The following is a 15,526-nucleotide window of genomic DNA, read 5'->3' as shown; positions in this document are numbered from 1 at the left end:
CCCGATCCCGCGGGCCGATGCCCCCTCCCGATCAGGAGTCGATGTGGAACCCGAGGTAACGGTCACCTGGCCGGAGGAGACCCTGCCCGAGCTGGGCTCCCCCGAAGGGTTGCCGGCCGACCGGCTGATGGACGAGCTGGGCGGGCTGTGGCCGCTGCTCGGCCCGCACGTCCGGCGCACCGGCCACGGCTGCCTGTGGCCGGGCTCGCTGCGCTGGGACGAGGCGTGCGGCTGGCAGATTCTCAGCATCCCGCCGTACGGCGCGAGCACCCAGCCCGTCCCCGAGACGCCCGGCGCGCGGGAACGGGACGCCTGGGCCGTCGCCTCCGATCTGCTGACGGTCGCGGCGGGCCGCCCGCCACGCGACGCGGCGGACGCCGAAGCCCTGCTGGATCTGCACGCCGGGATCTTCCCGCACGGCTTGGACGCGGTCGTGCACGCCATCCTGCGGCGCGGCGAACCCGCCCGGGTGCACGGGGCGCTGAAGCCGAGGCCGGGCGGTCCGGTGGCCGTGCGCGCGGCGGCGGAGACCGCGGTGGGCTCCCGCAAGGCCAAGGGCGACCCCCTCTGGGACAACGAGGACGCCTTCACCGTCGTCCGCATGCCCAAGGGCGGCCTCGCCATGGTGGTCTGCGACGGCGTCACCGGCGCGGGCGACGGCTCGGGCGCCCGCGCCGCGCGGGCGGCCAAGAAGGCACTGGAGGACGGCCTGGCCGAGGAGCCCGACCCCCAGATAGCGCTCGGCATCGCGGAACGCGCCGTCCTGCGGGACGCGCCGACCGGCGCCTCCACGGTGCTGATCGTGCGGGCCTTCCCGGACGGACGCCTGGAACTCACCTCCCTGGGCGACAGCTCGGCGTGGCTCGTCCGCCCGCTGAGAAAGGGCGGCCACCTGGCCATGCGGCTGACCCCGGCGCAAACGGCGCTGGCAGAGAAGCTGCTGACCGACCCCGGCGCCGACTCCGACGGGTCGCGCCTCACCCAGCATCTCGGGGGCGAGGCCGACCAGCCCTACCTCGGCACCGTCCGCGCCGTCGCGGGCGACCGGGTCGCTCTGCTCAGCGACGGCGCCGCGGTCGCCGACGGCACCGCGTGGTTCGGCGCCGACCTGGCCGCGCTCGCCACCGACCATCCCCGCCCCGCCGCGCTCGCCGCCGCGCTCGTCGCCCGTGCCGAGCGGCTCGGCGGCCGGGACAACGCCACCGCCGTGATCGCCGAGATCCGCGCGCTCGACTGAGAGGGAGCCCGATGCCCGCCGCCGAGATCTCCATCGACCGCGATCCGGTCGGTGCCGGTGAGGAGTTCGCCGTCGCCATCCACACCTCGCCGGTCGCACCCGCCCGGCGGGCGGAGCGCGGCCCCGGCGCCTCGTACGCGATCGTGCTGGACGCCAGCCAGTCGATGGGCTGGCCCGCCGAGAAGTCGGGCGACACCAGCCGCTGGACGCTGGCCTTGAAGGCCATCGGGGAACTGCTGCGCAACCTCCCCGACCGGGACGAAATCCAGGTCGTGGCGTTCAGTGACCGGACCTGGCTGATCGCCGACACGACCACGGTGGCCGAGCTGCGCGACTCCGGCCGGCTGGAGCGCCAGAGCGCGCCCGAGTACGGGGTCACCAACATCGAGGCCGGGCTGCTGCTGGCCTACGACCGGCTGGGCCGGTCCCGGGCGGCCTCCCGCCGGGCCATCCTGTTCAGCGACGGTGAACCGAACCGCGGGGCGACCGCTCCGCAGGCGCTGGCCGCCATCGCGGCGAAGGCCGCGGACCGCGACGTCTACACCGACGCCGTCGGCATGGGCAAGGACGCGAACTTCGAACTCCTGCAGGCGATCAGTGCCCTGGGCGGCAACGGCCACGTCGCCTCCCGGGACGGCTCCGAGGTCGTCATCAAGGAGATCGTCGGGCGGCTCGCCCGGCAGGGCCAGAACCTCGCCGCGGCCGGCGGTGAGCTGGTCGTCGACGTCCATCCGCTGTTCCCGATCACCGGCGTCTACCGGGTGAACCCGGCGCGGATGCGCCTCAACGCGCCGGTCACGGCCGGGACCGACGGCGCGCAGCGGGTGACGATCCCGCTCGGCGCGGTCGGCACCGGAGACGACCGGCCGATGTACGTGCTCCGGCTGCGCGCCCCCAACAAGATCATTAAACGCCATCTGCCGATCGTGAAGGCGACCGGCACGGTGCGCACCGGCACCGGGACGCTCGCCCTGGACGAGGCGAACGGTGCGATCAGCGGGATCGCCGATGTCCCGGTGCTCAACCTGGAGAAGCTCATGGACCAGGTCAAGACCATCGACCTGGAGACCGAGATCGCCCAGAAGATCAGGCACGCGAACCCGTCCGTGCACGCCGACATCTACGCGGAGGCGAAGCACCGGGCCCTGCAGGAGGGCTTGGGTGATCTGGCGGGCGACTACGACATCGCGCTCCGCGGGCTCCAGGAGGGCCTCGACCCCAACGACGTCCGCAACGAGCAGCGGTCGAGGTCGAGCACCAGCCGCACCAGCCCCAACGAGATGCTCCGCGCTCGTCCGAAGCTCGACCCGACGGTGCTCGGCCAGCGCCACGCCGATCGCCGCACCGTGCAGCGCGAGGAAGGCGCCCGCTCCGGTTCCGTACGGCGCCCGCACGGCAGCGAAACCGAGGACTGGTGATGAACGTCAACGCCGTCGTGCTGGACGCGGCCAACATCGCCTGCAAGAACCGCCGCGGCGGGGCACCGCCGGAGTGGCGCTTCACCCGGGTGGAGCGGGTGAAGCGGGCCTGCCTGGACACCTGGCCGGGCGCGCTCGTCCGCGCCGTGATCGACGCATCGGCCGAGCAGCGGCTCGCCGACCGGGGCCGGTCCGACACCGCTCACCAGGAGGGCTGGCTGCAGACCGCCCCGGGCGACGCCGACGACCTGGCGCTGAACATCGCGGCCCAGCTCGGCGCCGCGGTCGTCAGCCGCGACAACTTCATGGACGCGCGTCGCGACCACCCCTGGCTGGAGCGGGAGGCGGAGCGGGTCTGGTCGTTCAGCATCCAGAAGGACCGCAGTGTCGTGCTGCGCCCCCGCCGGCTGCTGCCGGCGACCGACGAGCAGGTCGCCGAGGCCCGCCGCAAGAAGGCGCGCAAGGCCGGCATCGTCACCCTGGGCGAGGACGAGGTGTGGACGTGCACCGGCCCGCCCGACAAGTGCAACTACGCGGGGCAGGCCGTCCCGGTGCTCCGGCGCGGCGGGGACCGGCTGTGCAAGTTCTGCAGCTACCCGGCCGTGGAGCAGGTCTACACGCCCGTCCCGAAGGCGGTCGCGCCCCTGCTCACGCTGCTGGTGAACGGCCGGGAGCACGGCCGCTTCCCGCTGCCGCCGGACGGGCTGGTACTGGGCCGCGGCGGCCCGTCCCGCCCGGACGTCACCGACCTCACCGCCGGGCTGGACCGCAGGTCCGCGCACGCGATCAGCCGCCGGCACCTCCAGATCGAACCGGACGACGAAGGCTGGCCGGTCGTCGTCCACCGCGGCTCGGGCGGCGACACCTTCCTCAACCCGAGGGCCGGCGCCGACGGGCTGCCGCTGGACAACAGGCTCGCCCACGGCGAGCGCTACCCGCTCATCGAGGGCGACGAGCTGTGGCTCGGCGAGGGCCGGGTCCGGCTGATCGTCTCCAACCGCGACGACGACGAGTGAGCGTGGAGGCCGAATGAGCGTGCTGGAGATCGACTCCGACCAGGTCGGGAAGGTCGCCTACCGCCGGGAGAGCTACGGCGGCGGCCGGTTCAGGGTGGTGCGGCTCCTGGCGGGCGCCGGACAGGGCTACGCGCTGCTCACCGAGGACACCTGGTGCGGTGGCATGACGGTGCTGAAGGGCCTGTGGTGGGACCAGGGCCATCTGCGGGACGAGGGCTGGCGGCCCCGCCTCGACCGCAACAAGGCGCAGCAGCAGCAGGGCCTCAAGGCCGTCTACCAGGCGATGCAGGTGACCCAGCAGGCCCCGCCCGTGATCGATGTCCTGCCTGAGCCGTCCCCCACCCTGGAGGCGTCCGGGGTCGCCGCCGACGAGCACGAGTACTTCGTCGTCACCGAGTTCGTCGGGATCCCCGGCCGCCCCGTCCGCACCCTGGAGGACGACATCAAGGCGCGCCGCCGGGAGAAGCGCCCGTTCACCGAGGACGAGCTGATCGACCTCGCCGAACAGCTGTGCGGTGCGCTCGGCGCCCTGCACGCCCGGCGGCCGGCCAAGCGCCGCACGCCGGGCCACCGGGAGGAGTACTGGATCCACGCCGACCTGAAACCGGAGAACGTGCTGGTGCTGGGGCCGCCTGAGCAGTACATCCTGATCGACTACGACGCGGCGGTCGTCGACGGTCAGCCGATCAGCACCACCACCCCGGCCTACAGTCCGCCGGTGCCGCACGGCGCGACCCGCAACCCGGAGCTGGACAAGGCGGCGGAACGGTTCGACATCTACATGCTGGGCGCCACGCTCGCCGAGGCGCTCGGCCTGTCCCGGCTGGACGAGGACATGAAACGGCAGCTGTACGGCACAGCACACGAGCACGGGGTGGCCAAGCAGCGGCTGGCGGCGCTGGGCGGCAGCCCGATCCTCACCACGCTCATCGCGAGCTGCCTGGCGGAGCCCGCCTACCGGACTCGCAACGTCCAGTCGATCCAGGCGGACCTGGCGCGGGCGCGCGACGGAGCCGTGCTGTCCTCGGTGCTGCTGGGGGCCCGATGATCGGGCGGTCCGGCCGGGAGTGGACGATCCGGGCCGGCCAATGGCGGCCGGGGCACCTGCGCCCGCACGACGGCACCCGCCCGCACCAGGTGGACCTGGTGAACGACGAGAGCGGCAACACCTTCGGCGCGCTGCGCCGCTTCGCCGACCGCCGGGAACGGGCGGACGCGCTGGCGCTGCTCGGCATCGGCGGGCCCGCCGTCCCGGCGCTGCTGGATCTGGTGGACGCCGCCGAGTCGCCGCCCGCCGTCATCACCGCGTGGGCGCCGGGCCGGTCGAAGGTCCCGCTGGACCAGCTGATCGAGCCGGACGACCTGCTGGCCCAGCTCCATGCGGGACGGCGCTGGAAGCCCGCCGCGGCGCTGCGGCTGCTGGTGCCGCTCGGGGACGCGCTCGACCGGTTCGCCGAGCGGGGGTTCGTCCCGCTGGAGCTGTCACCCGACCATCTGGTGGAGAACGGCGGCGGGATCCGGCTGGTCGGGCTCGGCCGGCACCTGTACCGGCCGATGGAGGGCCGGCTGCCCGACGCGGCGGGCATGTCGCTGCCCACCACGCAGATGCTGTGCGGCGCCATGCCGGGCCCCGGCTCCGGGCGGGCCGACTGGCGCGAGGCGCAGGTGGGGATGCTGCTGCGGCTCGCCGGCTGGATGTGCGGCGGGCTGGCCCCCGGCTCGTGGGGCGTCATCGACGGCACCGGCCAGGACGAGTACCTGCGCGCGTCGGGCTTCGCGAGCGTGCCGTCCCTGGCGGCGGGGCGGCTGGCGGAGACGCTGGCGTCCGCCGCGGCCGTGGAGCGCACCGCCGAGGCGGAGCGGCGCGTCCGCGGCGCGTCCTGCGTGGTGCTGTTCGACGAGGCGGCGTGCAAGTCGTCCCACGAGACACGGGACGAGTGGAAGCAGTCCCTGGTGGGGGAGCGCCTGTCCGCCTCCGTCATCGAGGTGGCCAAGGACAAGATCAGGGTCGAGGTGGCCGCCGGCGGCGCGGAGAGGTGGCCGTTCAACGTCTACTGGCAGAACACGCCCGAGGGGGACCGTAAGGGCTCCCGGTTCGTCGACCTCACCGCGTCCTACAGCGTCGGTTCGACGGTCACGGTCGTCGTCTCTTCGATCCGCCCGATGTCGGCGAAGGTCGTCGCCGGCACCGGTGTCCGCGCGCGGGCGCGCCGGTCGGTGCCGCAGGTGCAGGTGAACCCGGAGTCGGTGCGGCTCGGGCTGCTGGAGGAGCACGGCCCGGACGTGCTCGCGGTGGCGGCGCTGCCCGCCCACCGGCAGGCGTCGGCGATGGCGGCGCTGCTGTCCGGCGCCGGCTGGCTGATGCTCGAACCGGACCGGTTCGGGGACGTGCTGGCGACCGTGCGCCGGCTGGCCCCGTCCGCCCGGATCGTGGTCGCGGGCCGGGCCGGGCCCCGGCTCGCCGCCGCGCTCCCGTCCGACTACGACGAGATCCTGCCCGGCCGGGCGCGGGGGCCGAGGATCGCGGGCCGCAGCGCCGACGCGCTGCCCTACCTGAACGACCCGGACCTGAACGCCTACACGGCCGAGGTGCTGAACGGCCAGGGCGGCGCCGCGTTCAGGCGCCGGACGTTCGCCCCCGGCTGGGCCCTCGCCCTGAACGAGGACACGTTCAAGTACCGGCAGGGCCGGGCCGGCAAGGATCAGGGCAGGCAGCTCCGCACCGAACTGGACGAGATCACCGCGCTCTACGGCGCCGACACCGAACTCCTGCTGCGGATCGCGGACATGCGCGCCCGGCCCGGGCTGCGGAGCGAGAACTGGCACCAGATGCGGGTGCGGCTGCGCGACGCCGCGTCCGTCCTGCTCGGAATGCCGCCGTCCGGGGCCCTGCGCAAGGACCTGATGCACGCGCTGCTCACCCGCACCACCGACAACCTGCACGGCGATGTGACCCTGCGGCTGCTCCCGGTGGCGCCCCGCCTCGCCCAGATCTACGAGCCCGAGCTGCGGCTCGGCGACTTGCCCTTGCAGGAACTCCTCTACACGCGGGAGGGCGTCCGCCGGCTCGGTCTGCTGGGCAGGATCGCCACGGCGCTGCCCGGGTACCCGGTCGCGTCCCTGCTCGACGCCGTCGAACCGCTGGAGCAGCCCCTGGTGGACGCGCTGCTGGACGTCCCCGCGCCCAGCCTCCAGTTTCTCGTGGGCCGGCTCGGCTCGGACCGGCTGTTCGAGGTCCTGAGGCCGTTCATCGACGGCCCCGACCTCGACCTCCTCGGCCAGTACACACCGACGGCGTGGCGGCTGCTGCTCGAAGGGCTGCGGCAGCCCGAGCACCTGACGGCGCTCGGTCTCGGCTGGGCGCTCGTGGTGGAGCGCGACCCGGGCGGCACGGTGGACGCTCGCGCGCTGCTGGAGATCGCCCGCCAGGCCGGGGTGGAGGCCCGCTACGCCGTCCGCGCGCTGCTGGAGACGCCGACCGCGCAGTGGCCGCGCCTGCTGGCGTCCCCGGCGGCGTCCGCCGGGTGGCTGCGGGCGTTCGGCCGGCTCGACCTCGCGCCCGTCCTGGACGCCTTCCCCGATGTCGCCGACCTCCTGCCGCGCTTCTCCGCGCAGGTGCTCCGCGCCGCGGCGTCGGCCGGCCTGCGGACCGACCTGCTGGAGACCCTGGAACGGTTCGCCGCCGGTGCCGGGGTGGCGGCCGGCGACGTCGTCGCCGCCTTCCTGAACGTCGGTGCCATGGCCGACGACGCCCCGGTGTTCGCCGCCGAGGCGGCCGCCGCTTGGGCGGCCGCGGAACTGGCGGCGGGCGTCGGCCTCGACGACGTGCTGGCAACGCTCATCGAGGACCCGGGGCGGCTGCGCGCCTGGCTGGTGGAGGGCGAGAACCTTCCGCGCGAGGTGCTGTCGGGCGTCCTCGGCGCCCAACCGCGCAGCCTCGGCGTCGGCCGGACCGAAGGCGTCGCGCTGGTGGCGCTGCTGGAGGCCCGGCCCGCGCTGCTGCCGCTCGTCCGCGACCTGGTCTTCCCGAGCCAGCGCCTGCGCCTCCTGCGCCTGGCGGCGGATCACCCGGACTGGAACCTCGCCCGCCAGACCGTCCGCGACGCGCTGCCCGGCCTCCTGGACCACCCGGCCCCGGAACGGATCCTGGCCCTGATGCTCGGCGAGGACCTCACCTTCGCCCAGGCCCGCGTCGCCCTGGACCGCGACCTCGACGACTCCGGCCGCGCCCTGCTCCGCACCCTCGGCCCGCTCGCCCCGGACGACGACCTGTTCGCCGTGGCGTCCCGCTACGGCGCCGCGATGGCTCGCGACGTCGCGATCCTCCAGCAGACCCGCCCCGGGGCCGCTGCCGCCGTGCGCTCCTGGGGCGACCGCTGGCTGCCGCTGCTCGCCGGCCCGTCCGGCGCCCCGATCGCCGCGCTGCTGGCACGGTTCCCCTGCCCGAGCCCCGCCGTCAGCGCCTGGCTCCGCGCCGCCGGGCAGGACGGCCTCACCGAACTGGGCCGCCACGGCCGTGCACTGCTGGACCTCGTCGACCAGGCCGACCCCCACCCCAAGGACGCCATGCTCCTCGGCGACCTCCTCCAGTTGGGCGGCGGCCCGGCCGCCTACCGCCTGATCGTCCGGCACGGCCTGCCGCAACGGCTGTGGCCCGAGGTCGCCGCCCTCTCCGGCCGCCCGGCGGAAGACGTCCTGCTGGCCCTCTGGAGTTCCGACGGATGGAACCCGACCCCGGTGACCCCTCAATAGATGTGCTCCGGGTTCCGTACGGCCAGGACGAGTTCCTCCTCCAGCGGCCGACGCCGTCGCCCGGGGGGCGTGCTCATACCGTGCGGCCGTGGCCGGGACCTGCCCGGCCACGGCCACGGCGGGCATGAGCCGTCGCCGGCGCTTACCGCGCGCCCGGCGGTCAGCTCTCTTTCGGCGACCGCGGACGTTCCTCCCGCCCGGCGTGCGGAGCGTGCGGCTCGGGGATCGAGTCGTCGCCCTCGGCCAGCGACGTGCCGATGCGCGCGATGACCTCCGGACGCCTACTGCGGGTGTACAGCATCAGGCCGACGCCGATGACGATCCAGCCGAGGTAGACGAACGGCAGGATGCCGTAGATGCCGTCCTGCAGCGGCCAGACCGTCTTGTACAGCGGGTACAGGAAGACGACCGACCCGAGCAGGCCCAGCACGCCGTGCCGGAACCAGTGGAAATACCCGGCCCGGCGGGTGTACCGGATCAGCCCGAGGTTCGTGAAGATGTACGACACCAGGAACGCGATGGAGATCAGGAAGCCGAAGTACCCCCAGACATTGAAGGGGCCGGTGATGAACGCCAGCGGCACGCCCAGCGCGATCGAGATCACGCCCATCACCGCGATGGCCGCCACCGGGGTCCGGCGGCGCGACACCCTGGCCAGGGCGGACGGCAGGACGTGCTCCCGGCCGAGCGTGTAGAGCACGCGGGCACCGGCGATGAACGCGGTCTGGCTGAACGCCAGGATGCTGCTGACGGTCGCGAGGACCACGATGAAGAGCCCGAACTTGCCCCAGTACGTCTGGGCGATGGTCTGCAGCGGCGCGGAGTCCTCCCCGAACGCCTTCATCTTGCCGATCCCGTAGCCGTAGACCATCGCGTAGGAGATCAGCACGTAGAAGACCGGCACGACGATCGCGGCGACCCACAGGCCCCGCGGGATGCCTCGCTTGGGGTCCCGCACCTCGAGACCGAGGGTGGCGCCTTCCTCGATCCCGACGTGGGAGAGCACCGCGTAGGTCATCGCCAGGCCGACGCCGCCCCAGCCGAGCGCGCCGGCGGAGGAGACGTGGAAGGGGGTCAGGTCGAAGCCGCCGCCCGACTTCGGCCCGTCGATGATCACCCAGACGGCGAGCGCGATGAGCACGACCATCTCGAAGCCGAGCAGGGTCAGCGCCGCGTGCAGGGACTGTGCGATGCCCAGGTAGGCAAGGACGCACACGTACGCCAGGGCGAGGAACGTGAAGATCCACCACGGGACGTGGAGGCCGAACTGGGATTGCAGCCACTGCTCCACCCAGCCGCCGAACACCGCGAATCCGGCCGCGGAGAAGACCAGGTAGGCGCCGATGAACGTCCAGCCGTAGACGAAGCCGACGTTCGGTCCCCACGCCTTGGAGTTCCACGTGTACAGGCCCCCGGAGGTCGGGAGGCGTTTGGAGAACTCCGCGAAGGTGTTGACCAGCAGCAGGATGCCCGGCCAGACCAGCACGAAGGCGAGGACCAGCGCCGATCCGGCGAACTGGCCCATGAACTGGAGATTCAGCGCGATCACCGACGCGGGGCCGCAGCCGGCCACGGAGAGGATGGCCACCTGCTTCCAGTCGATGGCCGCCTGGCGGAGCCCGGCGTCCTCGGCCACCTGGGCCGGGGTGATCTCGCCGTGCGGGGAGGCCGCGAGGTCACCGTGGACCCGGCGGGGGTGTGACTCTGTCATGCGTGTTCCCTCTCGCTGGTGGCGCCCCAGGGGGTTGGGCGTCACGTCCTGGATTCCTGCTGTTCGGGGACCCTGGCCCGCTCCTGGCCCCATGACGGTCGGCGGCTAGCGACGAGACGGCAGGCGGTCCGGCGCCTCGGACAGTGCCCGGTGGACGGCTCGGCCGGCCCGGTCGAGGGCGTCGCGGGCGGCCGCGAACCTGTCCGGATACTGCGCGAAGCCGTGGATCATGCCGGGGTGGACGTGCAGCTCGACGCCGACTCCCGCCGCCCGCAGGGCGTCGGCGTACAGCCGGCTCTGGGGCACGATCGGGTCGCACTCGGCGGCCAGGATGACGGCCTCGGGCAGGCCGGTGAGGTCGGCGTGGTCCAGCGGAGAGGTCTCCGGGTGCCGGCGCTCGTGCCGGCGCGGCAGGTAGAGGTCCTGGTGCCAGGCCAGCTCCTCCCGGCTCAGCACGAGGCCGTCGTGCCCGGGGTCGACGCCGAGGTCGAGGTCGGTCGTGGTCACCGGGTAGAACAGCACCTGCAGGCGCGGCCGGATCCCACACGCGGCGCGGCAGCGGACGGCGACGGCGGTGGCGATGTTGCCGCCGGCGCTGTCTCCCGCCACGGCCGTCGCGGCCGGGTCGAGGCCGTGCTCCTCGCCGTGCGCGGCCACCCATCCGAGGGCGGCCGCGGCGTCGTCGACGGCCGCCGGGTAGGGGTGTTCCGGCGCCCTCCGGTAGTCCACGCCGAGTACCGCGCAGCCGCTGCGGGCGGCGAGCGTACGGCACAGGGCGTCGTGGGAGTCGACGCTGCCGAGCACCCACCCGCCACCGTGGAAGTAGACCACCACCCCGGTGCGGGCCACCGTCGGCCGGTACAGCCGGGCGGGCAGGTCCGGGCGGATTCGCAGGTCCGTGACGGCCGCCAGGCGCGGGCCCGGCGCGGTCTCCGCCGACTCCGCCTCGAAGTGCGCGCGGGCCTCGGCCACCGGCAGGAGGTGGACGCCGGGCCGGGACCGCGCGGCGGCGGCCCGAAGCGCCGCGACGGCTTCCGGGTGCAGCCGGCCGGTCATCACATGGCCTCGAGGTAGCGCGCGACTTCCCAGTCGGTGACCGCCAGCGACTGGGCGTGGAGTTCCGCGCGCTTCATCAGTACGTAGTGGTCGACGAAGTCGTCGCCCAGCCACTCGCGGGCGGTCCGGCTGCCGGCCAGCAGGTCGACCGCCTCGGCCGGCGCGGTCGGCAGCCACTCGGCCTCCTCCGCCGGCCGGCCGTACACGTCGACGTCGGTGAGCGGCGGCGGTTCGATCTTGTTGGTGATGCCGTGCAGGCCGCCGGCGAGCAGCGCCGCGGTGGCGATGTAGGGGTTGACGTCGCCGCCCGGCTGGCGGTGCTCCAGGCGGGTGCCACGGTCGCCCTCGGTGATGACCCGCAGCCCGACCGAGCGGTTGTCGATCCCCCAGGTGGCGGTCGTCCCGGCCCATGAGTACGGGACGAAGCGCCGGTAGGAGTTCGGCGTGGGGGCCATGAGAGCGGTGAACTCGCGCATGGTCGCCAGCACGCCCCCGGCGAAGTGCCGCATGGTGGTCGAGATCCCGTCGGGCGCGGCGGCGTCGAAGAACGCGCCGCCGTCCCGCTCGTCGCGGAGGCTGACGTGGATGTGGCAGCTGTTGCCGGCCCAGTCGCCGTTCGGCTTGGCCATGAAGGTCGCGAGCAGGTCCTGCTGGGCGGCGACCTCCTTGACCGCGGACTTGAACAGGAACGCGTGGTCGGCGGCCCGCAGGCTGGGGGCGTACCGGAGGTTGATCTCGAACTGCCCCGGGCCGGTCTCCGGGTTGCACGCCTCGATCGGCAGGTCGTACCGCAGCATCCGGTTCCGGATCAGCGCGCCGACGTCCTCCTGCAGGGAACCGAGGACGACCCCGTAGGTGCTCGGCCGTTCCTGTAGCGGAACGAGTTCGGCGGCGCGCTTACGGTGGTGCGTCCCCGGTGGCTCGTGCAGCAGATAGAACTCCAGCTCCAGTGCGCTGAGCGGATCGAAGCCCAGGTCGCGGGCGCGGTCCACGGTGCGGCGCAGCACTGCGCGCGGCGAGATCGGCACCGGTCCCGCGCCGTGCGGCAGGTGCCAGTCGCACAGGATCAGCGCGGTGTCCGGCAGCCACGGCACGACGCGGAGGGTGTCGACGTCGGGCCGGGCCAGGATGTCGGGGAACCCCTGCCGTTCGGTGGGGAAGTACCCGGTGTGCCCGTCCGGCCTGGCCACGAGGCCGGACTCGTCGACGTGCATGACCCAGAACACGTCGCACAGGGCGAGCCCGTGTTCGAGGACGCGCGCGAGCTGACGGGTGGGCAGCCGCTTCCCGCGCATCACCCCGTGCGTGTCGGAGCCGCCCAGGACGACCGTCTCGATCCCCTGCCGTTCGAGGGCCGCGGGCAGGTCGGTGGCGGAGCGGAGGTCGGCGTGGATGTCGGTCATGTGCGTGCGCCTTCCTGCTGCGTGTCGCGGTCCTGCCGCGTGTTGGCGTCCTGCCCCAGCGTGAATCCCGCGTAGCCCGCGGCGACGATCTCGTCGCACTCGCGGCGGTATTGCCCGCACCCGGCGACGTAGGGCATGAAGGTGCGCGGCTTGCCGGGGATGTTCACCCCGACGTACCAGGAGTTCGCCTTCGGGTAGAGGGTGTGCGCGGCGAGGTCGGCGACGTGCGCCATCCACCGCTCCTGTGCGGCAGGCGTCGCCTCGATCCGGTCCACGCCTCGTTCGCGCAGGTGGGCCAGGCAGTCCGCGATCCAGTCGACGTGCTGTTCGATGGAGACCACCATGTTGCTCAGCACCGAGGGGCTGCCCGGCCCGGTGACCATGAACAGGTTCGGGAAGCCCGCGGTCTGCAGGCCGAGCAGGGTCCGCGGGCCGTGCGCCCACGTGTCGGTCAGCGCCCGCCCGCCGGTGCCGCGGATGTCGATCTCGGTCAGCGCCCCGGTGATCGCGTCGAACCCGATCGCGAAGACGATCACGTCGACGTCGATGTGCCGGTCCCGGGTACGGACGCCGGTGGGCGTGATCTCCTCGATGGGATCGGACCGGACGTCGACGAGTTCGACGCCGTCCCGGTTGTAGGTCTCGAAGTACCCGGTGTCGGTGCAGGTCCGCTTGGTGCCGATGTGGTGGGTCGGGCACAGCAGCTCGGCCACCTCCGGATCACGCACGATCTCGCGGATCTTCGCGCGGGCGAAGTCCTGGGCGAGCCGGTTGGCCTTCTCGTCGGTGAAGAAGTCGGTGAAGGCCGCGGACAGGGCGCTGATCCCGCCGCGCCGCCAGCCCTCCTCGTACCGGGCCCGCCGCTGCTCGGGCGTGACGTCGAGCGTCGCGTCGGTCGGGGGCGGCAGCGGGATGCCGCTCTCGGACTCCCGGCAGCGACGGCGCCGTTCGGCATGGTCACGGAGCGCGTCGTGCAGCTCCGCCTCGGTGAGCGGCCGGTTGTGCGCCGGCATGCTGTAGTTGGGGGTGCGCTGCAGCACGTAGAGGCGTTCCGCGTGCCGCGCGATGAGGGGGATCGCCTGGATGCCGGACGACCCGGTCCCGATGACGGCCACCTTCCCGCCGGTGAAGTCGACCGGCTCGTGCGGCCACTGCCCGGTGTGGAACCACCGTCCCTGGAAGGAGCCGAGCCCGGGGAAGTCGGGGGTCTTGACCGTGGACAGGCAGCCGGTGGCCATCACGCAGTACGTCGCGGTGACGATCTCGCCGTCGTCGCACCGCAGCCGCCACACGTGGCCGGCCTCGTCCCACTCCGCACCGAGCACGCTGGTGCCGAAGGCGATGTCGCGGCGCAGGTCGAAGCGGTCGGCGACGTGTTCGAGGTAGCGGAGGATCTCCGGCTGGGCCGCGTAGCGCTCGCTCCAGCGCCACTCGTGCAGCAGGGCGTCGTCGAAGGAGTAGCAGTAGTCGATGCTCTCGATGTCGCACCGGGCACCGGGGTACCGGTTCCAGTACCACGTCCCGCCGACGTCGTCGGCGCGTTCGATGACCCGTACGGTCATGCCGAGTCCGCGCAGGCGGTGCAGCATGTACAGGCCGGCGAAGCCCGCGCCGACGACCACGACGTCGAATCGTTCGGCGGAGCCGGAGCCGGAGCCGGGGCCGGGGCCGGGGCCGGGGGCGGGCTGTCGTGCGTCGCTCATGTCAGTGCTCCTCAGGTGGCCGGCACGGGCTGCCGCGACCGGAGTTCCAGTGCTCGTTCGAAGACCCCCCGGACCTCCTCGCGGCTCCACGGGCTCGGGGACATGGTGAGGAAGTGGTCCTCCAGCGCGAGGTCGGTCAGCCGGTCCAGGTCGTCCTCGGTGATGCCGAGATCGCTCAGTACGGGGAAATCCAGCTCCACGAGGAGGTCCCGGATCGCCATGACGGCGCGCGAGCCGTCCCCTGTGCCGTCCTCGGGGACCCCCAGCGCGTCGGCGACCCGTTCGAGCCGCTCGGGCACGAACCGCCGCTCCCGGTCGAGCGTCTCGGCGAGCACGAGCCCGATCGTCAGGCCGTGCGCGGCGCCGGTCAGGCCGCCGATCGCCTGCCCGAGGGAGTGCTCGGCGGTGCAGTCCGAGATGTTCATGGCCAGGCCGGCCATCATGCTGGCGCAGGCCGTCTTCGACCGTGCGACGTGGTCGTCGCCGTCGCGGTAGGCCGCGGCGAGCGACTCGCCCATGAGGCGCACCGCCTCCAGCGCGATCGCGTCGCCGATCGGAGTGCGGACCTTCGCGACGATCGCGGCGATCGCCTGGGCGAGGGCGTCGATCCCGGTGTTGGCCGTCATGGTGCCCGGCATGCTCCGGGTCAGCCGGGGATCGATCACCGCGTACTGCGCGCGCAGGTGCGGGTGGGCGATGCCGGCCTTGCGGTCGTTACCGGGGTCGGAGACGACGGCGCCGCCCGAGACCTCGGACCCGGTGCCGGCGGTGGTGGGGACGGCGATCAGCGGGACCACGGCCTCGGGGTACCGCCGTTCGGAGTCCAGGAACTCCCCGAAGGTGCAGCCGAGCTGACCGCACAGCCGCGCCGCCTTCGCCGTGTCGATGACGGACCCGCCGCCGATCGCGACGAAGACGTCCGCCCGCGCCTCCCGCATCTGGTCGGTCGCGGCGTCGACCATCGCGATGGTCGGCTCTCCGGCCGGCTTGGCGACGCGGGTCACGTCGAGTCCGGATCGCTCCAGGGCGGACAGCGCGTCGACCACCGCGGGGTTGTGGTCCTCGATGCCCTCGTCCAGGAGCACGAGCACGCGGGTGGCGCCGAGATCGCGGATGATCTCGGCCAGCCGCAGTGCGCCGGCCTCACCGAAGTGGACGCGCACCGGAAGGTGGTTGTTGAACGCGGGGATGGTCTGCGACACGTGAGAACTCCGTTGATGCGAGAACACG

The 15,526-nt window shown here is 73.4% G+C and carries 10 protein-coding genes; 5 read left to right on the top strand and 5 right to left on the bottom strand.

Annotation, left to right across the window (positions count from 1 at the left end):
* Window positions 1–43: 43 nt before the first annotated feature.
* Genes AF1_RS05435 through AF1_RS05415 form a run of 5 tightly spaced genes read left to right on the top strand, consistent with a single transcriptional unit; the run spans window position 44 to window position 8,423 of the window.
* Window positions 44–1,237: a SpoIIE family protein phosphatase gene (locus tag AF1_RS05435; protein ID WP_067793891.1), complete on the top strand. Its 1,194-nt coding sequence runs from the start codon at window positions 44–46 to the stop codon at window positions 1,235–1,237.
* An 11-nt stretch (window positions 1,238–1,248) separates the two neighbouring features.
* Entirely contained in the window at window positions 1,249–2,655 is a 1,407-nt protein-coding gene (locus tag AF1_RS05430; RefSeq protein WP_067793890.1) for a VWA domain-containing protein, read from the top strand.
* Complete coding sequence (locus tag AF1_RS05425) at window positions 2,655–3,671, top strand: FHA domain-containing protein (protein ID WP_067793889.1); 1,017 nt, start codon at window positions 2,655–2,657, stop codon at window positions 3,669–3,671. The genes AF1_RS05430 and AF1_RS05425 overlap by 1 nt, the downstream gene beginning before the upstream one ends.
* Before the next feature lie 13 nt (window positions 3,672–3,684).
* A complete protein-coding gene (locus AF1_RS05420; protein WP_067793888.1) occupies window positions 3,685–4,719 on the top strand; it encodes a phosphotransferase in 1,035 nt (344 codons plus the stop codon).
* Window positions 4,716–8,423 carry a hypothetical protein gene (locus AF1_RS05415; RefSeq protein ID WP_067793887.1) on the top strand — a complete coding sequence of 1,236 codons (3,708 nt, stop codon included), beginning with the start codon at window positions 4,716–4,718 and terminating at the stop codon, window positions 8,421–8,423. The genes AF1_RS05420 and AF1_RS05415 overlap by 4 nt, the downstream gene beginning before the upstream one ends.
* Before the next feature lie 160 nt (window positions 8,424–8,583).
* Here the strand turns inward: AF1_RS05415 and AF1_RS05410 are convergent, their stop codons facing one another.
* From AF1_RS05410 to AF1_RS05390, 5 genes are all read right to left on the bottom strand, one after another.
* Window positions 8,584–10,134: an APC family permease gene (locus AF1_RS05410; RefSeq protein ID WP_084262471.1), complete on the bottom strand. Its 1,551-nt coding sequence runs from the start codon at window positions 10,132–10,134 to the stop codon at window positions 8,584–8,586.
* A gap of 105 nt (window positions 10,135–10,239) precedes the next feature.
* The gene (locus tag AF1_RS05405; RefSeq protein ID WP_067793886.1) at window positions 10,240–11,190 is read right to left on the bottom strand and encodes an alpha/beta hydrolase; all 951 of its coding nucleotides are present in this window, start codon (window positions 11,188–11,190) and stop codon (window positions 10,240–10,242) included.
* Complete coding sequence (locus AF1_RS05400; protein ID WP_067793885.1) at window positions 11,190–12,593, bottom strand: glutamine synthetase family protein; 1,404 nt, start codon at window positions 12,591–12,593, stop codon at window positions 11,190–11,192. Before AF1_RS05400 ends, AF1_RS05405 begins: the two co-directional genes overlap by 1 nt.
* Window positions 12,590–14,296 (bottom strand): flavin-containing monooxygenase, encoded by a 1,707-nt coding sequence (locus tag AF1_RS05395; RefSeq protein WP_067793884.1) that lies wholly within the window; start codon window positions 14,294–14,296, stop codon window positions 12,590–12,592. Before AF1_RS05395 ends, AF1_RS05400 begins: the two co-directional genes overlap by 4 nt.
* Window positions 14,297–14,307: 11 nt before the next feature.
* Complete coding sequence (locus tag AF1_RS05390; RefSeq protein WP_084262470.1) at window positions 14,308–15,498, bottom strand: iron-containing alcohol dehydrogenase family protein; 1,191 nt, start codon at window positions 15,496–15,498, stop codon at window positions 14,308–14,310.
* Window positions 15,499–15,526 lie beyond the last annotated feature (28 nt).

The sequence above is a fragment of the Actinomadura formosensis NBRC 14204 genome (assembly GCF_001552155.1).
Classification (GTDB): Bacteria; Actinomycetota; Actinomycetes; order Streptosporangiales; family Streptosporangiaceae; genus Spirillospora; species Spirillospora formosensis.
The sequence above is the reverse complement of the archived record's forward strand: the minus strand, read 5'-3'. Positions and strand labels throughout refer to the sequence as shown.